This is a genomic window from Peptoniphilus sp. GNH (genome assembly GCA_021307325.1).
GTDB lineage: Bacteria > Bacillota > Clostridia > Tissierellales > Peptoniphilaceae > KA00134.
Genome location: CP089931.1, coordinates 719,321 through 742,455, shown reverse-complemented (window position 1 = coordinate 742,455; position 23,135 = coordinate 719,321). Strand labels below are relative to the sequence as shown.

At 36.4% G+C, this 23,135-nt stretch carries 10 protein-coding genes, 1 tRNA gene and 1 other RNA gene; 10 read left to right on the top strand and 2 right to left on the bottom strand.

The window, feature by feature from the left end; genetic code table 11:
* The first annotated feature begins 2 nt into the window (after window positions 1-2).
* Window positions 3-1,973 (top strand): transketolase, encoded by a 1,971-nt coding sequence (gene tkt / locus LV469_03770; protein ID UHR03417.1) that lies wholly within the window; start codon window positions 3-5, stop codon window positions 1,971-1,973.
* 62 nt (window positions 1,974-2,035) lie between these two features.
* Here tkt and LV469_03765 read toward each other — a convergent pair whose 3' ends face one another.
* On the bottom strand, window positions 2,036-3,379 hold the full coding sequence (locus LV469_03765; protein ID UHR03416.1) for a hypothetical protein: 1,344 nt from the start codon (window positions 3,377-3,379) through the stop codon (window positions 2,036-2,038).
* 63 nt (window positions 3,380-3,442) lie between these two features.
* Window positions 3,443-3,519: transfer RNA gene (locus tag LV469_03760), tRNA-Pro, on the bottom strand.
* Window positions 3,520-3,606: 87 nt separating this feature from the next.
* On the opposite strand from LV469_03760, the gene LV469_03755 reads away from it, so the two are divergent.
* The 9 genes from LV469_03755 to LV469_03715 all read left to right on the top strand — a co-directional run bounded on the left by LV469_03755 (window position 3,607) and on the right by LV469_03715 (window position 23,132).
* Entirely contained in the window at window positions 3,607-4,242 is a 636-nt protein-coding gene (locus LV469_03755; protein ID UHR03415.1) for an HAD family phosphatase, read from the top strand.
* Window positions 4,239-4,796: a VanZ family protein gene (locus LV469_03750; protein ID UHR03414.1), complete on the top strand. Its 558-nt coding sequence runs from the start codon at window positions 4,239-4,241 to the stop codon at window positions 4,794-4,796. Before LV469_03755 ends, LV469_03750 begins: the two co-directional genes overlap by 4 nt.
* 33 nt (window positions 4,797-4,829) lie before the next feature.
* Window positions 4,830-5,172, top strand: a transfer-messenger RNA (tmRNA) gene (ssrA, locus tag LV469_03745).
* 1,071 nt (window positions 5,173-6,243) lie between these two features.
* Entirely contained in the window at window positions 6,244-10,371 is a 4,128-nt protein-coding gene (locus LV469_03740; protein ID UHR03413.1) for a hypothetical protein, read from the top strand.
* An 11-nt stretch (window positions 10,372-10,382) separates the two neighbouring features.
* Window positions 10,383-14,639 (top strand): hypothetical protein, encoded by a 4,257-nt coding sequence (locus tag LV469_03735; GenBank protein UHR03412.1) that lies wholly within the window; start codon window positions 10,383-10,385, stop codon window positions 14,637-14,639.
* 49 nt (window positions 14,640-14,688) lie between these two features.
* Window positions 14,689-18,534: a hypothetical protein gene (locus LV469_03730; GenBank protein UHR03411.1), complete on the top strand. Its 3,846-nt coding sequence runs from the start codon at window positions 14,689-14,691 to the stop codon at window positions 18,532-18,534.
* Between the two features lie 63 nt (window positions 18,535-18,597).
* Window positions 18,598-21,009, top strand: a complete 2,412-nt coding sequence (locus LV469_03725) for an S-layer homology domain-containing protein (GenBank protein UHR03410.1) — start codon at window positions 18,598-18,600, stop codon at window positions 21,007-21,009.
* Window positions 21,010-21,124: 115 nt separating this feature from the next.
* On the top strand, window positions 21,125-21,979 hold the full coding sequence (locus LV469_03720; protein UHR03409.1) for a copper amine oxidase N-terminal domain-containing protein: 855 nt from the start codon (window positions 21,125-21,127) through the stop codon (window positions 21,977-21,979).
* A gap of 265 nt (window positions 21,980-22,244) precedes the next feature.
* A complete protein-coding gene (locus LV469_03715; GenBank protein UHR03408.1) occupies window positions 22,245-23,132 on the top strand; it encodes a fructose bisphosphate aldolase in 888 nt (295 codons plus the stop codon).
* Window positions 23,133-23,135 lie beyond the last annotated feature (3 nt).

Here is a 23,135-nt window from a genome sequence, read left to right as displayed (position 1 = left end):
AAATGAATATTGAAAATTTAACAGTAAACACACTTAGAATGTTAAGTGTAGACCAAGTTCAAAGGGCAAATTCAGGTCATCCTGGCATGCCACTAGGAGCAGCTCCCATGGCATATACCCTATTTGCCAAGGCTATGAAACATAGTCCCAAAAATCCTAACTGGCTCAACAGGGATAGGTTTATCCTATCAGCAGGACATGGATCAGCCCTCTTGTATTCTCTTTTACATCTTTTCTCTTATGGACTTGAGCTTGAAGATTTAAAAAACTTCAGACAAGTCGGCTCACTTACACCCGGACATCCAGAATATGGACATACAGTTGGAGTAGACGCATCTTCTGGGCCCTTGGGACAAGGTCTTGCGACAGCTGTAGGTATGGCAATGGCAGAGGCTCATCTCGCAAAGTTATACAACGAAGAAGAGAAGCTAATAGATCACTATACATACGTTATTTGTGGAGACGGCTGCCTACAAGAAGGGATAACCAACGAGGCTTCATCTCTTGCAGGGACATTAAAATTAAAAAAACTCATAGTCCTTTATGATTCAAACAATATAACAATAGAGGGCTCCACGGACATCTCATTTACGGAAGATGTCAAAAAGAGATATCAGGCTCTGGGATGGGATACCCATATGGTCGAAGATGGAAATAAGATAGATGATATTTTAGAAGCGATTGAAGCTGCAAAAAAATCGGACAAACCAAGTCTTATAGAAATAAAGACAAAAATAGGCTACGGTTCTCCTAGAACGGGGATGGCAAAAGCTCACGGAGAGCCTCTCGGAGATGAAAATATAGTAAAGACCAGAGAATATTTAGGTCTAGAAGACAAGGAATTTTATGTACCGAAAGAAGTCAGAGCTCATATAGAAAAAATACTAGAGGAAAAAGAAAAGGACTACAAAAAATGGGAAGACTTGCTTGAAAAATACAAGAAAAACCATCCTCAAAAGTGGTCAAATCTTGAAAAAGCAATAAACAATCAAGGCATTATAAATAAAATGGACTTGTTTGAAGAAGCGGACATAGGACTTTTTGAAAAAGATATGGCGACAAGAGCCTCATCTGGCAAAATTCTAAATATGATAGCCGACAAAAACCCCAGCTTTTTTGGAGGGTCTGCCGACTTGAGTCCATCGAACAAATCGGCCATGGAATCTTATGGCTCATTCTCAAGCAGCTCTTACGAGGGAGCCAACATCCATTTTGGAATAAGAGAAATGGCAATGGGAGCAATAGCAAATGGCATCTATCTACATGGAGGTCTAAGATCCTATGTGGCAACCTTCATGGTATTTTCAGATTACTTAAAGTCCTCCTTGAGGATGAGTGCTCTTATGAACTTGCCTATTTTGTATATCTTGACTCACGATTCAATAGGAGTAGGAGAAGATGGCCCAACTCATCAACCAATTGAACAACTTACCATGATTAGATCGACACCCAACACCATTTTATTTAGACCATGTGATACAAGAGAAACTTTGGCAGGTTATCAAGTCTTTTTAAATTCCAAGCACACTCCTCTAGCCATGGCCCTTTCCAGACAAACCTTAAAAAATCTGCAAGGCTCATCAAAAGAAGCTATGAAGGGAGCCTATATAATAAAAAAAGAAAGAGGAAACTTAGACGGTATATTTATAGCATCAGGCTCAGAAGTCGAACTTGCGATAAAAGCAAGCGATGCCTTGGATGAGGAAAATATCCATACTAGAGTTGTATCAATGCCATCTACAAACCTATTTGAAGCACAATCCAAAACCTATCAAGAAGAAATTTTGCCATCAAATGTAGAAAAAAGAGTTTCAATAGAAGCAGGCTCAACTATTTCTTGGGGCAAATATGTAGGACTTAAAGGACGCTCGATAGGTATAGATACTTTCGGAGAATCGGGCAAGGCCGAGCAAGTATTTAAAGAATATGGCTTCAGCCTTGAAAATGTGATTAAAATTTACAAAGAATTATAAAAATCATAAAAACTACAATAAAAAGGCACTTCAAATTAAGAAGTGCCTTTGTCATATAAAAATTAATTTTTAAAAGACCGCATTTTAAACTTCAAGTCCTCGTATAGCCTTTTCGTAGCCTCTTTATTTTTTTCATTTACAATCAAAGTCTTGGCATTTTTTCTTTTAATCAAAAGGCAGGACTCATTGTCATTGTAAAGATACATCCTGAGCTTTTCCTTATTATCTCTAGAAAAATTTCCAAAAGATTGGTTTTCATCAGAAAAACCAGAATCTCGAAAATAAGACCCCTTGGGCAAAGTGTCTAAAAATTCAAGTTCTAAAATATCATCAAACTTTACAGAGTCGGAATAAAATTTTGCCTCTACAAAGAATCCATCCGCCTTTATATCATAAGTATAATTTGAAGGTGTAAGTAGATAGGGCATGGCAAGTAGTAATAAAATAAAAATTGCATTAGTCAAATAAAAGATGAAGCGACCGAGCAAGTTTCCTCTGTTGATTTCAAAATTAGAAGGACTTGTGGGCGATGGAATAAAGATTCTTTGATCTCGAGGATTTTTATAGCCCAAGATATCATAAGAGTCAAACTCATCTGTGGTATCAATAGGAGGTGTCCTTTTTCTCATATCTAAGCTTGCCATAATAATAGCGGGCAAGGGCAAAAAGCACATGAAAAGATAGAGGTAGATGGAGATTTTCCCGCTTGAAAAATGACCTATTGTAAAATAAATTAATAGAAGAAAAAGAGAATATATGTATAAAAATTTTTCAACTCTAAATCTCACATAAAGCGCTTCTTTCTCTGAGGTCAAATACTCGTCCAAATAACCAGGCTTAGGAAGTTTGGAATAGATTCTACCACAAAGACATAAGCCGAAGACGGAAATAAAAGAAGTCACAAAAAAAATATGACGGGGAATAAGAAAATTTTCATTCAAGAAAAAATTTATTAAAACAAGGCCCGCAAGAGGGATGATATAGTAAATCTTATTAAGAGGTTTTGACTCTTTTAAAGGACTTATCTCTTTAAAATTATCGTCTAAAGAATCAAAAGACCAGCCCTTTATTTTTTGGAGTTTCTTTAGTTCCAAGACGGCCATATTAAATACAAAAATAGAAATCAAATTTGTAGACAAAACGAGAAAAAACACGAAAAACATGATTTGGGCTGCAATAGTTTTCAAGAAAAATAGAATAAAAAGAGTAAGACAGCTAATTAAAATAGCTATATTAAGTCTTTTTCTATATTTATTTATCAAAATCTCGATATCCTTGTCATCGTGAAATTGTAGAGGCAGATGGCAAGTTAGCAAGCGAGAATTTTTGATTGTAAGAGCATTTTTGACATTAGCCCCATACACCAATAAGATGATAAGAGCCGTAATTAGGTATATAAAAATCATATAATCACCCTTGAATCTAATTTTGTTATACAAAAAACCCCCAACAAAAGTTGGAGGTTCATATGGTCGGGGCGAGAGGATTTGAACCCCCGGCCCCATGGTCCCAAACCATGTGCGCTACCAAACTGCGCTACGCCCCGACGACTTATTTAGTATAACCAATTTTAATAAAATATGCAAGCCTTATTTTATAGAATATGTTAGAATGTTTTAGTAAAGGAGGAAATATGGAAGGATACTTATTCGATCTTGATGGCACTTTGCTGGATTCCATGTCAATGTGGAGATCTCTTACACTAAATTTCTTAAAAAGCCACAATTTGACTTTTACAGAAGAATTAGCACAAGAACTCACAACCATGAGCATAAAAACCAGCGCCGACTATCTAAGAGATTTATATAAATTGGACCTGACAAGCAAGGAAATTATAGAAGAAATGGAAAAAAATATCGTAAAAGGCTATAAAAATGAGGTGCCACTAAAGGAAGGTGCCTTGGAAGTTTTAAAGGCTCTAAAAAATCAAGGCAAAAAACTTGCAATAGCCACAGCGACTAACGATAAATATGTAAAAATTGTAATGGACAAATTTAAACTTGGAGATTATTTTGATTTCATAGCTACAGTAGACAATATGGGCATACTAAAAAATGATCCCCAATTTTATTTAAAGGCCAGTCAAAAATTTGACCTAAGTCCTAAAGAAGTCACTCTTTTTGACGATGCACCCTTTGCCATAGAAGCGGCCTTAAAAGCGGGACTAAGAGTAGTTTGCATGTATGATAAATCAGCAGACGCTTATTTCGAAAAACAAAAAGAAGCCTGCGACATGGCTCTCAAATCATTTAAAGAATATCTAAAATGATGAATATGGTAAAATATTTTGCAGTAAGATCATTTTTAATATTTATAATCGCATTTTTTCTCACTTATGCCTATTTACTAGTGACAAAAAAGAAAATGAGGGCAAAAAGAAAATTATATATAGCTCTTTTAAGTGCCTATATATTAGCGATGGCCTTTATCATGTTTATGCCATCAAAGCTGATGCAAGAAAAAGGCTTCAAGCTTGCCCATATATCTGGAGACTTCATGGGCTCCTTGCAAGAAAGACTTCAAGAGCCCAATCTAGGCATCAACCTAAAGGCTTTTCACACAATCAAATCGTATTTGAAATATAGCGATGCCTTCAATATAGCTATAAATATCTTGGGAAACATTGTGATTTTCATGCCCTTGGGTTATCTCATATCAAAACTCAACAAGAAAAGAAACTTTCTAAAGACATTTCTTGCTTGCCTTACTCTCAGTGTATTTATAGAATTTATACAAATTTTTATAGGCAGAAGTGTCGATGTAGACGATGTGATTTTAAACAGCCTAGGAGGCATCATAGGTGCAATTATAGCATTCTTGTAATAAAAAGATGGGGATGCTATAATTAAAGCTCAAGGGGGCGAAAATGGCTTCGACGGAGGTTTGGAGACCATAGTAGCAGGCAGTTGTGAGGGGCAACTTAAAAACTCTCAAAAAAAATAAACGACAATAATAATTTAGCTTACGCAGCATAAAATAGCGTCATCTATCTAAAGAAAACCTACGGCTTTTGATAGGTGTCAAACTAAGTAGGAAACGAAGCTCCGGAAGGCATCTTACGGAGGGGGTATTTTTGGTGATATACCGATTTTATTTTGACTATTTAGAGAAATCGACGAAAAAATAAAATAGTCTGAGCTTGGAGAAGCTATCTTTGAAGGGCTTTCGGACGCGGGTTCGACTCCCGCCGCCTCCACCATAAAAAATTTGCATAGCAAGCATTGGAAATCAATGCCGGCTATGTTTTTTTTATGCAAAAATACAAGAAAATTTATAAAAATAGTTGCAATTATTTTAAATAAAACTCGATCAAGGTCTACAAGAAAATAAAAAACAGGCATTTAATAGTAGGAAACATAAAAAATAAGGGAAAAATACAAAAAAAATTAAAAAAATTGGTGACAAAAAAATACAATTTTCGTCTTAAAAAATAGCCAAATATTTTTATTTTATTAAAAAATAAAAAACAATTTGGAAAAGAAGAATCTTGCAAATGGCTCAAAATGCACTAGACAAGCAAAAACATACATATATAATATATTTTGTAGGGGTAATAGAAAAAGGTTAAAAGAGCTTTTAATATTTAGTAAAATGCACTTAATAAAATTTGGAGTCTATTCCTTAAACGCTAAAATATTATATATATTCTCAAATGAGCTTATATATATATATATATATATATATATCAGCATAAGGTTATTTATCTGGCCCTATGCTGATTTTTGCATTTCTTAAATATAGATAATCTCAAAAATACAAATTTCAACTTAGGCTTTATAAGTCCTAATGTATCATTTTTAATCTCAATCTATTATTTTTGTATAAAGTACAAACGCTAGTCTGATGAAGAAAAAGACGCATCTAAGCGAGCTTGTACTATTATAAATTCATTTACTTTTACTATGCCGACAATGTCTTATTAAGTTACTTGATTAAGAAAAAGTTATGCTACATAAAACGGCTATAAAGACATTGACAAGTGGGCAGCATTTAACAGGCAAAATAAAATTCTAAATAATCGCAAAGGAGAGATGAAAGACAAATAATAAACAAACATAACAATTAAAAAAGAAAAGAACTCTAAAATTCAAAAACAAATTAAAAAGAAGCCACTCATATAAAATCAGACAAAATAGAAAATTTTAGAGAAAAGCAAGATAATCGTAAGACATAGGAGTTTAAAATTATAAGACAAGATATTGGTCTTATAAAAACAAAGGAGAGAAGTTTAGAAAAATAATGGAAAGCATAAAAAGAAAGGAAGGTAAATATGAAGAGCGATAAACTCAAAAGTGTGGGTAAGTGGCTCGTTTTAGTTGTATTACTTGCTTGTATGATAACACCAACCTTTGCTGGCGGATGGTTTACCATGATAAAAGATAATAATAGGAATGGTAGTTCCAAGCTTGACATTGAAGACACAGGCAGAAATGCCGTCCTTAGAAATGATGAATACGAGTATAATTTTGATGATTATGTAAACATTAGAAGAACAGAGCATCAAGATGAGGGTCGTATTGACTGGGAAGTTGATTTTATGCCTAGGGGCAACATATGGAAGAGAAAAGGAGTGGCAGGCATAAAGCATGTTATACTTTTCCCCCATACCAAGCTAGATGATGAACCCGGAAGAATCTACATCCAAAGGGTTATTTGGGATCCTGTACAGGGTAAGGGCACCAGGAATAGGAACCAAGGATTGGCTACAAACAATATGCTCAATTTAGGTTCCCAAAAAACACCTACGACTGAACCCTTTCACAACGAAGGTAAAAGCAGGTGGGTATCTGAAGATGATGGTTATGGTATAGGTAACACTAACTATTTTGACCAAAACTATAAGTACTTCGACGATATGTTTAAAATTCCAGGTGGTAAGTACCATGAACTTGCCGATTCTATGACTTTATGGAGAAGATACAATGTCTTAGAAGGAGTAGGAGATAATAAGTATGGTACCTTCCGCTATTGTTTAAACTCATGGGATAGCGTCGACAGGGCATCTCAGACTTGGACATTTAGTACCTATCATGGCAATGGAACAGACTTATCAAAGGTTGTCCTTGTAGCAGGTGTTAGAAATGCTGGGGGACTTGGTCGTGGCTGGTGGTCAAGACACTTTAGGGTTTCTGGGCTTATGGGTATAGGTGCCATGGTTAAGCTAGAAATGAATAAAGACGTCTATGTAGACGATAAAACAAAGCTTACCAATGCTGAAAAAGAAGCTATCACAAGACAAATTAAAGAAGACTCTAAAAGGGAGACAGAAACTTTCTTAAAAACAGTTGGTGCTATTTCGCAATCAACTATTGATAAAGCGAAAGCTGCTATTGATACGAGTTCAATAGGTATTAAAATTGAAGATAGTTTCGATAAAGATGATAAGCCTATGAAAAAGGTTATGGCTATCATGAATCTTTCCTATACAATGAAAACTGCTGACAATCAAGATGCACCTTTTCATTCAGAAATCAAGCTTGATATAACCGATAGGGTAAAGCTTAAAAGGTTGGTCATCCCCGGTTCAGAAGGTGCACCTAAAGAATTTAAGGGTGTCAATGGGGAAGATGTTAAGAAGGATTATGTAAAAGTAACCTTTGACTACAATGCTTATCAAGGCGGCAAGCTGTTAAGAGGAGATGGAAAATCGGTAGAGGGTTCTTATTATATTCGCAAGGATAGAAAGATTGACAAGGCTCCAAAGACTAACATGAACTCTGAACTTGGATATCCAAACAACACTTATCCAGGAGTTCCAGAACTTGCCCAGTTTGACAACTATACTTTCTCTCACTGGTCTTGGGCAAAAGATGGGGCCGAAAGTAATAAGGATGCCTTCGATTCCAATAATAGCGTTTTTTACAAAAACACAAAAAATGAAATGGAATTTAAGAACCTCTATGCTATTTATAAGCCTATCTTAAAGATTGTCCTTCACAACGGAAAAGACGGTAGAGAAGAGAGAACAAAAGAGATTCCAGTTACCAAGGATATGTTTAAGGGAAATAAGGCAAAGATAAAGATAGACCAACCTTATTACAACGCAAGCACTCCAGGAACGCTTGGAGAAGATTTTAAGATGCAGGATCAATCCTTCGTTGGTTGGACTCTTCAAAAAAATTTAAAGGTATCTTTCGGAGATCACTTAGTAGACAATGCCAACCAAGTTTCAGCAAAAGCAGCAGGTAAGTATATGGTTTACACCTTGAAGCAACTGAAAGCTGGCGTTGATCTTAGAAAGCCTAATGGCAAGTATGTAAATCCACCCTATCTACCAAATGGCTTTAGTCTTGTACTTGAAGGAAATATGAGTCAAATAGCTAAAGAAAATAAGGGCGTGATTGACCTTTATGCCAACTACAAGCCATATATCACTGTAAAGGCTACAAAGGAATTTAAAGCATATGACTGGACTAGTAAAAAATATAGTCCTTACAATGGGGAAAAGCCTAAAGTTTACATGGGCCTTCTTTACAGAACTCACGTAACCAATTTTAATGATCCAACTGTTCACGTAGATGCCAACTATCACCCTCTAAGACCAAGGGACTATGGAGTTAATGGCTCAAAATGGGCTGATTACAAAAACTCAGTATTAAAAGAATATACTGGCAACAATGTACCCACATGGCGTGTTCGTGGTTATGACCAATATGGTGTGCGTATATCCTACTCACTTGTGGAAGTACCTGACGAATACATGAATGATTACATCAATTTCACAAATGACTGGGCAACCTTGGGAGTACAAATCTTCCACCACGCATCGGGAGCTGGAATCAATCCAGATGCTCCAGCAGATCCATGGAGGGATGGTAGACAAGTTGCCAAATTGCAAACTGTATCAATACCTAATGGCAAGGGTGGAGTAGATGCTTTTACAGCAGCAACCACAAGAGAAACAGTTCAAGATGCCAGTCAAAAAGGTACGAACGATTACAATGGATATAATATTAAGATTGCAAACATTCCGGTAGATGTACCGAGTCCAAACGTTGAAACCATAACTCATGGAGATAAGGAAGCCATCATAAGTTATAGTGAAAATAAGGCACCAGGTGCAATAAATGTAGATACGATAGCTGTTTATTATACAGAACATGGAGGAAAAACCCATCCATATCACTTAGTTAGAAATGGTGACACATGGACTGTACATGGAGAGCTTAATACTACAAAATTTAAAGCTGAATTTGTAGAAAGAAATGGCGACAGGCACGGTGCAGTTAGATTTTATTTTGATGATCCAAATAAATCTTTCTTCTGTGTAGAGAGCAGCACTGGTGAGAGAACTACAGATTTTATGGAAGTTGAAAACCATAAAGGCCAAAAAGCATCTAAAAAAACACCTGTAACCTTTGAACCTTTGCGTGATTCCAATAAGCTTGTTAACTTAAGACAAGAGAAAAATAAAATTATAGGTGATAAGGAGTACACAGTAGTGGCAGCTACTCTTCCTTCACCAACGCTTTATGAAGCAAAGCAAGGAACAGTTTATGCCCTTGTAAATAAGACTGAATACGATAAAGTCATCAATAAAGTTCCCGGGGCAAAACAAAACCCGGCATTTGCTCAAGGAATTGTCGATGCCGATGCACAGGAAAAAGCCAAAGCCATCAGTGCAGAAGTAGAAAAACAAATAAAAGTAGATAGCAATAATGGATATAACTATACTGTTAAAGCTAATGGCAACACCTACCATACTTATTATTTGAGAGAAGCCTTACCTTCTAATAGTACTATTAGATTTTTGATTCCGAAATCAGAGTCTGAATCTATTAATGACAACACCTTCTATATCCTAAGTATAGAAAGAAAGAAAAAATCTATTTATTCAGATGAGTCATTGAAACTTGACACAAAGGCAAAGCTAGAAAAAGTAGAAGCTATTCAAAGCGCAGGTTCTTTAAGAGCAAGTATCAAGGCAACGATAGATGAAGATCTAACACCAGATCATAAAATAAAAATAAGCTACCCTGGAAAGAATTTTGAATTCTCACTAAATAGCTTTACTACTAATAGCCAAGGTAAAAAAGAATTTACTGGAACAAGTATTGCTCCTTTGGGTCAGGAAGTCAGCGTAACCTACACAGACTACTATGGCAACAAGACCACTATGACAGCTAAGGCTAATAAAGCTGATTTTATAACACTTAGTGTGGTAGAGCCAAAGCGCTACGCAAGATATATCTATGTTAATAGAAGAAATGACAGCCAAGGCGCAAAAGTTACTGTAAAAGTAATCAAAAATGGTCAAGAAATCACTTTACAAGAAGTAGGATCTAATAGATTTAGATTTACAGACAAGAGTGAGCGCCTAATGCCAGGCGATATTGTAGATGTAAGCGGCTCATTAAATGGTAAAGTAACTTATCCATATAGAGTTAAGGTACGTTAAGGAGGTATCATATGAAAATTTCAAATAGAATATGTGCAATCCTCCTAGCAGGTATAATGTTAGTTCCATCTGCTCCTGTTTGGGCAGAAGAGGACACTCAAAACTATGCTTCACAAAGCTACCAAACAAGAGATGCAGGTGATTCAAGCGATTCAAGTGATTCAATCCCTATAGCAGTCCAAAGTAAAGTAAGTGCCAAGGGCTTAAATGGTGATTTCCCATGGAATACCTATTTTAGAAACATGGGCTACGGACAAGTTGGTGTTTATAAACAATGGATAACCTACTTTAAGGATACTTCATCCTACCAAGCAGATCCAAACGAAGGCTCACACTTTTCTACGGGCTATGAAGACGGATCAAGACCGAAAAACATCCCAGATTTAACTTGGTCCTTTGATATTCCACCTCTTACTGGAGAATTTTACGGGTTCCATACAGAAAACAATTTCAGTCAGAGAAAAGACATCCCAGCAACCTACGAAGAATCAACCGGTTGGATACAAGAAAAAGCCCACCATAGTGTTTGGAATAAGGGGGAACTTTATGGTGTTTACACCATGGAAACAAAGATTATGGAATACAATAAGCCAATTCTTAATGTAATCTATAAAGACCCCTATGGTGATGAATTAAGTGATGCCGACAAGGGAAGACTTGATGAAATGGTTCCTAAAGAATTAAGGGTTAAATTCTTGACAAGTGATAGGGCAACTAATGACGACATAGACTCTTTCGAACTTCCAAAAGCACCGGGAGAATACAATCTATGGGATATCGGAGAAAAGAATCAAGCCTATGTATTTGACAGCTATGCCTTTACCAAGGAAGTGCCAAAGGTTGATGTTCAAGACGATGGGGGCTATAGCTTATTAAACACTCCAGTTTGGAGATCTACCTTTGCTGATAACAGAAGAGTAAAGAGCATAGAAGCCAAGTATGAAGCGGGCAAGGGCGGAGAAGTAAAGATTGAGCTTATGCCCAAGATTTTAGATGTACCACTCGACAAAAGTAATAATCCGAAACCTGTCCCAGCTGGCTACAAGCGTATCACCCTTGATGCCAATGGAAGCACCATAGGTAATAAAGAGGTCAAAGGTAAGATTGTAGGCGGAAATTACGACCAAAAGGAACAAGCCTATATAGATGTGCGTGACGACCTTCAATGGAATGACTATTCTCTTTTACAAAAGCTAAGAGAAGTTGTAGCCAATGGAAATAATGGAGAAACTCAAAATGAAGAGCATCCTTGGAAGGGCCAAGGCTTAGATAAATTATTTATTGGGAATAGACAAAATAAGGTACAAGAAATAACCCTAAAGGCTGACTACACAGCGACAGCCCTTATAATGCCTAAAGAAGATGTGCCAGAAAATCCTGGCAAAAACTATGTAACTCTTACCCTACATGGCACGAGTCAGATAGACAAAAAAGAACGTGGCGACGGTAAACTCTTTAGAGATAAGGACGGAAATACTGAAACAAAGGGAAATCAAGTAAACTTCTGGTTAAGAAAAGGAACTCCAATTGACTTTGACACTATTGAGAAAATCAAACAAGCCACAGATGGTTTCTATCCAAAGGCTGACAGCCCATTTATGTCCTTCAAGTCATGGCACACAGACGAAAGAGCAACTGATGCCAATATGCTTGGTAAAATCGAAAATGGTCAGTACAAGGCAAGCCTTATGGCCCAAGACCAAGACATCAATCTTTATGCTTCCTATAAAGATGAGGATATGGCAAGCAAGTGGAAAGACTATCTACAAGTAAAAGATTTGACAGTTCTTCATCGCCGCATACTTGATCCTAGTGATACAGATATAAGCTCAATAAGTGATGACGAGTTAAAGAATAAACTAATAAAGGATATAGAAGACTTCTGGAAGGGTGCAGTTGAAAAACGTCAACCAAAAGCTAATGAAACCTTCCCTGAAGACATCCAAGGCGATATTCCAATTGAAAAGGTAGAAGATATAACAGAGCCTAAGCGTGATGCACAAACTGACAAGAGTCAAAAGGTTGGCAAGATAAGAGTTACCTTTACAGATGGTTCGCACTTAGACCTTGATAATCAAAAACTTATTATCAAGCATCATCCTGTTGATATAAATAGCAAGGAAATTGTTATAAAAGCTGGAGAATTGCAAAGAAGTGTAGAGGTAAAGAACCTTGATTCATCATATAAGGGCGGAAGCGTAAGCATAAATGTTGAAAAGGAAAAAGGAAAAGATATTTACGAGGAAGTAGGCAAAGCAACCCTAGATGGCGATGGATCTTACTCGATAGAAATAAGTAGAGGCTTAGAAGCGGGATATAAATATCAAATTCAAATCAAACATCCAGCCTATAAGTTAAACGGACTTTTGTGGACTAAGTGGGTTCAACTAAACACAGCTCCACTAAAGGAAAGCTATGACCTTGGCAAGGAACTTTATGACAAGCTTGGTCAAGATGACACCCTGGATAAGGACAAAAAAGATGCCTTAAAGAAAGCCATTGACAAGGCCAAAGAGTTGATTAACGACGATGGAAGTCCAAAAGTTACAACACCAAATAAAGAAAATCAAAAGGCATTGGATGATGCTAAAAAAGCAATAGATGAGGCTATCCGAAACCTTGGCGGACATGACCTATTGACCCTACTTCCATACTTGCAAGTAAAAGCTCTTGCAGTTTGGGAAAATGAAAAGCCGAGTCCAGATGACATCAAGTCCCAAATCGGACTAAATGACAATGTAGAAAATGATTCGAATAAAGACAAAATAAAGGAAACTTGGGAAAAAGTAAAAGATAAACTTACTTTTGAAATTCCAACAACATTAGATACAAGCCTGCAAGAACCAAAGGCAATGAAGATGATAAAAGGCCAAGTAAAGATTAAAAATGACGATAACACAAGTCTTAACAAAAACTTTGACCTTTATATCTATCCGAACCTTGCAATTGATCCTAATAAGGACAGGCACCCAAGCTATCCAGGATTCTTGCCACTGCCAAAAGACCATGGCTATCTAGCCTTTGTGCCAGGTGACGGCATAGAAAAGATAAAAGACAACAGTCTTTATATCTACAAGGCAAAAGATGACTTTAAGTTGGAAGAAAATCAATTCCCAGTCCTTAGTGCAGATGGTGAAAAAGTTAAAGATGCCTTGTTGCCAAGCTTGAAACTAAAAACTGGCTCAGGCCCAGTAATTTGGAAGGCGATGAATGAATACGAAATCGCAAAACCTTTATCAGGCATTCCAACTTATATGAGAGAAGAAGACTTGCTTAACAATGACTTCAAAGATCCAAAACCGACATTAGGAGATACAGAAGTAAACAAGGACACTGTTATTACAAAACTTCCAAAAGTTAAAGTCCTTGGAGAAAAAGGAAAAGAAGTCACAGTCCTTGTAGCAAACGCAACATCTACAGATCAAAAAGAATTACCAAAGCCTGTAATAGAACAAGGCCATAATACGGCTGAGGGTGAATCAACAATTACAGGAACAATCAAAGGTCAACCACAAGGAACAAAACTTGCCCTTTATATTTTAGGAAATAAAGTGGACAATGTTCAAATTCCTTATGACAATGAAGGTAAATTTACTGTAACCTTAAAAAGTAGCTACACCACATCAGGAATAGAACGAAAAGTTTACCATGGCGATTCCGTTGAAGTCAAAGCCTACTACGAAGGCAAAGACGCATCCTATAAAGATGGCGAAAGCAACAAAGTAGTCCTTGACAAAAAGGCACCTGAAATAAAAAATATTGTTTCTGAAAATATGCCAGGACAAGCACAAAAAATTTCAGGTTCAATACAAGATGAAAACTTGCCAGGAAAAATCACTTTAAAAACTTCAGGTAATACAACTCTTAAAACAGTTGATGTAGGTGATAATGGAACATTTAATGTGAGAATCAGTAAACCTGCGAAAGGAGAAAGTGTAGTTCTTGTAGCTGAGGATAAGTTTGGAAACAAGACCGATGAAATAGACATGAGAAGCCTTGCAGAGCAACCTCAGATAAGTGCCCACGTTGAGCAACCTTTTGCCGGTGAAATGGAAATTTTAGCTCAAACAGTTCCAGGAGCAACCGTAGAGGTGTTTACGAAAAATGGTGGAATTGAAACATCGATTGGAAGCGGAGTGGCGACTTTTGATTCTATAGCTTCGATAAGTCTTGCTAAGCCTTTAGTAGGGGGACAAGTTCTCTATATAAGAGCGACTAAATATGGCTATCAAAAGCAAGCTACTGATATTGTAATGACTGTTAAATAAGTTATGTAGATTATTACGACTTTATATAAGATTAAAAAAAGGAGAAAGTATGAAAAGAAAGATTATTTCAAGCCTTCTTTTGCTAATCATGCTGCTGAGTACAATAATAGCCCAACCAGTATTAGCAAAGTCAGAAGATAATGTCGTAGGTCAAAAGTTGACCTTCGACGCTACAGATTTTGGGCTTTCAAAATACGAAAGCATTCAAACAAGAAAAGAGCAACGTTATCGTTCAAAAAGTCCAAGACGAGTTAAGAGATATGCCAGTCTTTTTGGAAATGGCGTTTCATTTAGAAGTGCAGAACCAGATCCTCAATTGGGATTTAATCCAAAAACAGAGTTTTTGTTTCCTTTAAGACTACAAATATTGACTAGCAATGGTAAAGCAAAACAATCAGAAAAAGGAAATATAAACCTAGAAGATATTGGCTTGAGTGCCGGTTTTAAAATTACTCTTAAGCAAATAGACTCTAAGGGTGTTGTAAGAAATACTTTTGAATCAGACAAGATTCAACAAGCTGGTCTTACTGCAACAGATACAGCAACTGGAGAATTAAAGGGGATTGTTACCTTTAAATACGTAGCAGGCTCTGAAGATGTTACAGAAGGAAGAAGACAAGCTGGAGACGCGGCAGAAAAGGTCAGAATCTATGATGACTACGGCGAGGCATTTAGCTACGAAATTGTAGCTGAGGATTCAGTAGAATACAATATTCAATTAAGAGTTCGAAAGGGCAATGCAGATCCTGCCTATAATGCAGCTTATGTCATTATGGAGTTACATTTAACTCAAATTGCAAACTCCACTATGAAAAATGAAGTTGTTGATAAAAATGGAAATGATATTAGGTCAGAACTTAAAGATGGTCAAAATTTAGTAGCTTATTTTGGTAGAGTTCAAGATGGGGCTAATTACTTCATTGATTTTTCTAAAACACAAACAGTCCTAAGAAAAGACTTTGGAGATCAAAAATTAATAGCTTTAAATGATTTGTCTATTATTAGTGAAACGAGATATCATCTCAGAAGAGCAAAAAATTTCAGCTGGAATGAGGATGGCTATGTAACTTTAAAAGATAAAAAAGATAAAGATATAGCCTTTAAGGTAGAAACATCTTATGACTGTGTTAAGGGTGGACTTGTTAAATTTATTAAGCAAGACAAAGTCATAATTCCTGATGATAATGGTGGCACACTTACACCATGTCCCTCCACCCACTACGAAGTAAACTTCGTCGCCGGTGAAGGCGGAACCTTAAAGACCGGCATGAAGACCAGGTTTTTCGTTCAAAAAGGCTTAACTTGGGGCGAAGCCAAAAAAGCTGACCCCAAACTTACGGTACCTGCAGCAGTACCAAACACTGATTATGAGTTTGATGATTGGTATAAAGTAGTAAATGGCGTAGTAGATAAAAATACTAAAGGGTTACCAACTGATAATACAAATGTAGAAACTGTAACTTATCAAGCTGAGTTTATAGGAAAGAATAAGGTTGTAGATGTAACACCAACTGATCCAAACGTAGATCCTAAGCCTCCAACCAAAAAGAACCCAGATTATGATCCTGATGGTGGAGACGATGAAACAACAAATCCTAAGAATGTACCGGATACAGATTATGAACTAATCACTTTCAAATCTGACGAACACGGATTCTTAAATGCAGACAAAAATATTACTCGCAAAGTTTATGCTGTTTTAAAAACTTCAACTTGGGCTGAAGCAGAAGCGGCAGATCCCAAGATGGACGTACCATCTACTACCAGTACAACTTTAAAATTAACAGGTAAAGATAACTACACCTTTACCAAGTGGACCACTGATGGCACAACTGCCACAGACCTACCAGACGGCACAGCAAAAATTGCTGACTTAACCAATAAGACATTTGTTGCAAAATTTGAAGCAAATGAAATCAAGAGAGGCAAAGAAACAACTGAAGAAGTTCCAGAGGGATATATTCGTTTGAAATTCTCTGCCGGTGACAATGGTACAATTGCTACTGACAATACAGCCGACCTAATTATCGATGTCTTAGAAAAGGCAAATAAAAAAGTTGGCAATTACACAAAACCAACCATTACACCAAATGTAGGATATAGCCAAAAGAAAGATGCAGAAGCTTGGGACAAGGCAGATGATCTTGTAATCAATAGTACAAATGCAACAAGTGCAGATAAGAAAGAATTGACTGTAACAGCTCAATATGACAAGAAGAAGAGCATTATAGATATTACACCAAAGCCACCTACACCACCTACACCGGGACCGACACCAGATCCAAATCCTCCATACATTCCAGGAACTCAAACACCCGACCCTGACTACATTGTTGTAGCTTTTAAGGCAGGAGACCATGGTAAAATTAAGGATGGAAATAAGTTCTATGCTATCTTAAAGAATATGACCTGGAAACAAGCACAAGAATACACTCCCGCAGAAGGAGAAACAAAACTTGCTATTCCAAGTGAATTTGAACCGGAAACTGGTTATGGATTCGTAAATTGGGATCCGACTCTTCCGACTGATGAAAGTAAGACATTGGAAGAACTTGTAAAAGCAGGAGAAACCAAATTAACCTATATCGCTAAATTTGACAAAGACATCAAAGACGATGATGGAAATGATGAAGAAGGATATCTAAGAGTTGTTTTTGATGGCAACGGAGGTACCTTAAAGGGAAGCGTTAAAAACGCATACAAGGTAAGAGTAGGAGTAACAGGAGTTGTAGGTTCAGAATCTTCTAAAAAAACTTATGCAGATTTAGCAAGATTTAATAAAACTAACTTCGTAGCAAAAGAGAACACTACTGATGATGGTATCACTCCACCAATCGATCAAAGATTTAAAGAGTGGAGAAAAGACGATGAGACAACAAAACTTGAAGGAACAACTGAAATTCAAGGCGCAAGCAAGAGTGTAATCACTGTCAAAGCTCAATATGAGTCTGAAACAGCCTTAGTGGTACCAAGCATTACTCAAACAGTAGATCCAGCTCTTCCTGCTGATAAAAAGGATGATAATAATTCTGCTAAAAAGGTTCTAAAGGTTAACTTTTCAAATGATCCAACAACAGGAGCAACCTATAAAATTGTAAAAGAAGATGGTACAGAAGTAGCTACTGTTACAAATCCACAAAATGGCGATAACTTTGTAGAAATTCCAAACACTGTAGCAGATAAAGACATTGTAAAGGTTAAGGTAACAAAACCGGGAATGAATGAAAAGACGTCAAGTACTATAACTCTTGATTTGGCAGGTCCTACATTTACGGATGTTAAGATTGTAAAGAAGACACCTTATTTAGCCACAATAACTGGTAAGGTAACAGATACGGCAGGAGTTTATTGGGTTAAGATTAAAGGAACAGGTGCAAATCCAACCGATACCTTTGTTGAAATTGGTACAGACGGAACATTTAAAATAGATATGCCTATAACTACTGGTGATGAATATACCTTAACTGCAAAGGATAATCTTGCAAATATTTCTGAGAAAAAAACATCAACTAATGATGTAGACAAAAACAATAGCTTTGATAAGAGCAAAATCAAAAAAGTAATGATTGAACAAGCCTATGCTGGCGAAAAAGAAATACTTGTATTTGCTGAAGAAGGTGCAACTGTTAAGATTTCTAAGTTCAACATTGGTGGAACTGAAACGGTTTTAGGAGAAGTTAAGATGGTGGCAGGAATGGGAAGTTTAAGTATTTCCGATGAAAATGGATTGGCTGCCAATGACCGTATTTATGCTATCGTTATAAAAGATGTATCAAATAATGATATTAGTAAATTCAACACACCGGCTATTATGACAGTAAGAGGACAGACATATGAAAATGTTACTCCTCCTACGGACCAACCACAAGCAGCAGCAGAAGGATCTCAACCATAAGCAATAAGGATAAGCCCAAGTATTTGGGCTTTATCCTAAATTTAAAGGAGGTAGAAGTAAAGGATGAAAAATAGAATACTTTCATTTGTTTTGTCTCTACTGTTTATATTCACACTTCTTCCAATAAATATTTTTGCTTATGAAACTAAAACGAATCAACAGAGAGTTGTAGTTGAACCTCAGTGGAATGAAAAAGACATTCAAGATATTTATAATCTTCTAAATAAAGATAATAATGAGTTTGAAAGTCTTTTCGATTTTGAAGCCATGAAAAACCTATATAAGGAACATGGAAAAAATTCTTTTCAAACTTTGGCTAAATCTGCCAATGTAAATGGTGGGTTGGAAATTGAGAATTTAAGAGCAGCCAATTTAAGAATTAATAATGTGCAACAAAATATCAATCCCGATATTTTGAAGATTAAGCATGAATTAATTGTAAAGGTGAATCTTAAAAATTTCATTGACCAAGATGGCCACAAGAATATGAATATATTCGAAGGAAATTCTCCGAAGATAGTCATTCAGAAATTAAGATATGACGAAAGTGGAAAAGAGGTCAGCGAAGGAACTCCTATAACTAGAACAATCACTCAAGCAGGAGAAGTTTCTTTAGGGGAGACGGAGGCCTATTACCTTGTAAATAATGAAATAAGGTTATACCATTATGCTCATGATTTTCAAAGCGAAAAGTTTAAGTTCAATTTAAAAGAGTTCTATTCTAACGGGTCTTATAAAGACGGAGATAAGCAACTTGTATTTGATTATGATATTTATCAAGTAGCTGCTTCTAAGATAAAGCTTGAACTACCTGATGGCGTCGAGTTAAAAGATAATCCAATTGGACGCTTTACCGGGAGAACTAAGGCCGGGAAAGAAAAAGTTGTTCGATATTATCTTCCAAAAGCAGGTGGAGAAACCATCATAAGATCTGATAGCGGAAATCAAAGACTTTTAAATCCAAGTATCTATTTACCTAATTTAGATGATGTTTATTTAAACACCATTAAATTAGAGGGTCAAACAAATGAAAATACAATTACTTGTGTTTTGAAGAATGGCTCAAGTAAAACTTTTAAGGTTTCTACATCTGGAAACTTTGTAGATGGTTGGACCATCAAACTGCTACCAGAAGATTCTTTTACTGTAACTTTTGATGCAAAGGGTGGGAGTCCAAAACCTCGTCCACAAGTCGTTCAAAAGAATAAGACTGCAACAGAGCCAGAAGCTCCTAAAAAGAAAAATTTCATTTTCCAAGGCTGGTTTAAAGAAGGAGAAGATTCAAAATTTGAATTTTCAACACCAATTAGTGGTGATACTAGTTTAGAAGCGAGATGGAAACAAGTAACCTATGGACCATTTAATCCAGATGGGCCTGGAGAGGAACCACAAATTCCTGATACTGACAAAGACCAGTATGTAACTGTGATGTTTGAAGCTGGAGATAATGGTAAATTAATTATGCCAGGGGCAAGTCCGGAAAAATTGGTGAAGAAAGTTGCCTATAAGGTTCTAAAAGATACTCTTTGGACAGAAACGGGAATTACACTTCCTCAAACTCAAGGTGATCCAAAAGAAAAGTATGAATTAGATAAATGGAATAAGGATATACCAAGTACAGGAATGGTAAGTGAAGCAGAAACTTTTAAGGCATCTTTCAAAGAGAAAGTTGTTCCAAATCCACCGACACCACCACAACCACCGACACCACCTACGCCACCGCCACAACCACCGATACCACCTATGCCGCCACAACCACCGACACCTCCGATTCCTCATATACCAAATCGTGGGGGTCTTATAGTGCGTCCATATATTGGAAGACGATCGGATAGCGTGGAGATGGAGGAAGGCATCCACTATATTTATATTAGAGGTTATGAAGATAAGACTATTAGGCCTGAGGGACGAGTGAGCCGAGCTGAGGCTGTTACGATGATCTTGCGTTTGGCAGGAAAAGATTTGTCAAATAAAAAGAAATTGGACTTTGTCGATACACCGTCTGGTTGGTATAATGGAGCCTTAAATAAGGCTGTGGAGTTAAATATGCTCCTAGCTGACGGCAAGAAGCTTCGCCCTAATGCGCCTATGACTCGTGGAGAGTTTGCTTATGCCTTGTCGATTCTGGATACTAAAAATGATGCCAAGTCGCCTTATCCTGATATAAGGGGTCATAAGTTTGAGGATGCCATTAATCAAGAGTATGGTAATGGCAGAATTGACGGATATCTTGATGGCACTTTTAAGCCTGATGATTATTTGAGCCGTGCTGAAGCTGCTAAGCTTTTAAATCATTATGCAAAGAGAAAGGTAAGTGAATCGGGGCTTCGTCTTGTCAAGGACAAGGTCAAAGTCTTCCCTGATATTGATGCTTCTCACTGGGCATACTATGAAATCGTGGAAGCTGGTCATACTCATAGGTATAGAAGACCTTTAAATAGTTTAGATGAGACGTGGATTGAGATTTTAGAGTAGATGTGAGGATACATTTTTAAAATATGTTTAGATAGATTAAAGACTATAGAGGACATGGCAAGATTATCCATTAATCTATGCCAGGTCCTTTTATTATATGAAAGTGAGGGCCTTTATGAAGTTAAGACGGTTTTTATTTATTTTTGTTCTTTTTGCTCTCTTGTTAACTGGCAAGGCTTTTGCAGCAAGAGATATTAAGATAGTAGTTAGAGGAAATGAGGTCAAAAGTGATGTCATGCCTCTTATAAAAAATGGTAGAACTCTAGTGCCGATTCGTGTTATTAGTGAAAGCTTAGGTTATGATGTGTTTTGGGATAATGCTCACCGTGAAGTGCAAATTTCTAAGGATGCAAAGAGGCTTACATTGAAGATAGATTCAAAAGTTATAAGTCTATCTGATGGCAAAAATAATGATGAAATTTCTCTTGATACTCCAGCCAAGATTATAAAAAGTAGGACTTTTGTGCCACTAAGGGCTGTGGCAGAACTTTTTGGCGAAAAAGTTAATTGGGATGATGATAATTCTACTGTTTTTGTAGGAGATACTCCTGCAGCTCTTTCTTTGGAAAAGAAGAAGCAAATAGAAAATGCGGGCAAGAAGGCTAATTTGGATCATAAAATTATCGTTAAAGATAAGAATCCAGAGTCTTATATTAAAGTTTTGCAAGATAATGTAAGTGATCGTGGGGATATTTCTTTTGATAAAAAGAATGCTACTTTTAATCTAATTCCCAAGGATTTGGCTGCAAATTTTTATAGGCATCTAAGAGATAATGATACAGTGGATGATGATTTTAAAAATGCTTTTAATGATGAGATTAGTGTGATTAAAGATTATAGTTTACAGATTAGAGATGACAAGGGCACCAATTATGGCCTTAGAATTACTGATCCCGATAATGTTAATAAGACTTTAGTATTTATTCGCGATGGCAAGATTATTGAAAATAATTTAAAAAGCACTAGATAATTTATAGGATTTTTCTTTAGAGGGATTGGATATTTCTAATCTCTCTTTTTTTCTTATAAGTGGCAAGAATCATGGTATAATTAAAGTATGTAGGTGATAGTATGAGAAAACCGATACATAAGATCTGGTGGGCCTGGGTACTTTTGATTTTATTTTTTATTATGTCTGTTTCGATACATTCATATAAAAAGAGCAATAGACAAGGGCATGGCCTAAATATGCGTGAAGATTATAGGATTAGTTATAGTAAAAATTGGAGGGTATAATGAATCAAGCACAGTTAAAGAGAATGAGAGAGGACAAGGGCTTCATAGCAGCTTTGGACCAAAGCGGTGGGTCTACTCCCAAGGCCCTTAGACTTTATGGGGTCATGGAGGATGAATACAAGAATGAAGACGAGATGTTTGAAAAAGTTCACGAGATGAGAACTAGAATTATCAAGTCTTCAAGTTTTGATAAAGAAAAAATTTTGGGAGCAATTTTATTTAAAAAGACTATGAATTCTAAGATTGATGGTCTTTATACGGCGGATTTTCTCTGGGAAAAGAAGGGTATAGTGCCAATTCTAAAGGTCGATGAGGGACTAGCTGATGAGTTTAGAGGCTCTTCTCTTATGAAGGAGATGAAGGGGCTTGATGAACTTTTAGAGACTGCTAAGCAAAGAAATATTTTTGCAACTAAGATGAGATCTCTTATAAAAGAATATGATGAAGAGATGATAGGAAAGGTTGTAAAACAACAATTTGATTATGCAAAGAAAATTTGTAAGGCTGGTTTTGTGCCGATTATTGAGCCTGAAGTGGATATAAATTCTGCTGATAAGGAAAAGATTGAGGCCAAGATGAAGGAGTTTGTAGTTGAGGAACTTAAAGGTTTGCCTTCAGATTACTATGTGATGTTTAAGTTTACAATTCCAAGTAAGGATAATTTATTCAAAGACTTGTATGATTTCCCACAAGTTGTGAGGATAGTTGCTCTTTCTGGTGGATATTCTAGAGATGAAGCCAACAAGCGCCTGTCTAGAAATGATAGGATGATAGCTTCTTTTTCAAGAGCTTTGACTGAGGGACTTTCTAAGAATCAAAGCGATAAAGAATTTGACGATTTGCTTGGAAAGAGTATTGATTCTATTTATAAGGCAAGCCTTAATTGATTT

What these genes read in the sequence shown, in the direction of transcription:
- tkt (UHR03417.1), top strand. Translation starts at nt 3, where the DNA reads ATGAATATTGAAAATTTAACAGTAAACACACTTAGAATGTTAAGTGTA.
- LV469_03765 (UHR03416.1), bottom strand. Translation starts at nt 3,379, where the DNA reads ATGATTTTTATATACCTAATTACGGCTCTTATCATCTTATTGGTGTAT.
- LV469_03755 (UHR03415.1), top strand. Translation starts at nt 3,607, where the DNA reads ATGGAAGGATACTTATTCGATCTTGATGGCACTTTGCTGGATTCCATG.
- LV469_03750 (UHR03414.1), top strand. Translation starts at nt 4,239, where the DNA reads ATGATGAATATGGTAAAATATTTTGCAGTAAGATCATTTTTAATATTT.
- LV469_03740 (UHR03413.1), top strand. Translation starts at nt 6,244, where the DNA reads ATGAAGAGCGATAAACTCAAAAGTGTGGGTAAGTGGCTCGTTTTAGTT.
- LV469_03735 (UHR03412.1), top strand. Translation starts at nt 10,383, where the DNA reads ATGAAAATTTCAAATAGAATATGTGCAATCCTCCTAGCAGGTATAATG.
- LV469_03730 (UHR03411.1), top strand. Translation starts at nt 14,689, where the DNA reads ATGAAAAGAAAGATTATTTCAAGCCTTCTTTTGCTAATCATGCTGCTG.
- LV469_03725 (UHR03410.1), top strand. Translation starts at nt 18,598, where the DNA reads ATGAAAAATAGAATACTTTCATTTGTTTTGTCTCTACTGTTTATATTC.
- LV469_03720 (UHR03409.1), top strand. Translation starts at nt 21,125, where the DNA reads ATGAAGTTAAGACGGTTTTTATTTATTTTTGTTCTTTTTGCTCTCTTG.
- LV469_03715 (UHR03408.1), top strand. Translation starts at nt 22,245, where the DNA reads ATGAATCAAGCACAGTTAAAGAGAATGAGAGAGGACAAGGGCTTCATA.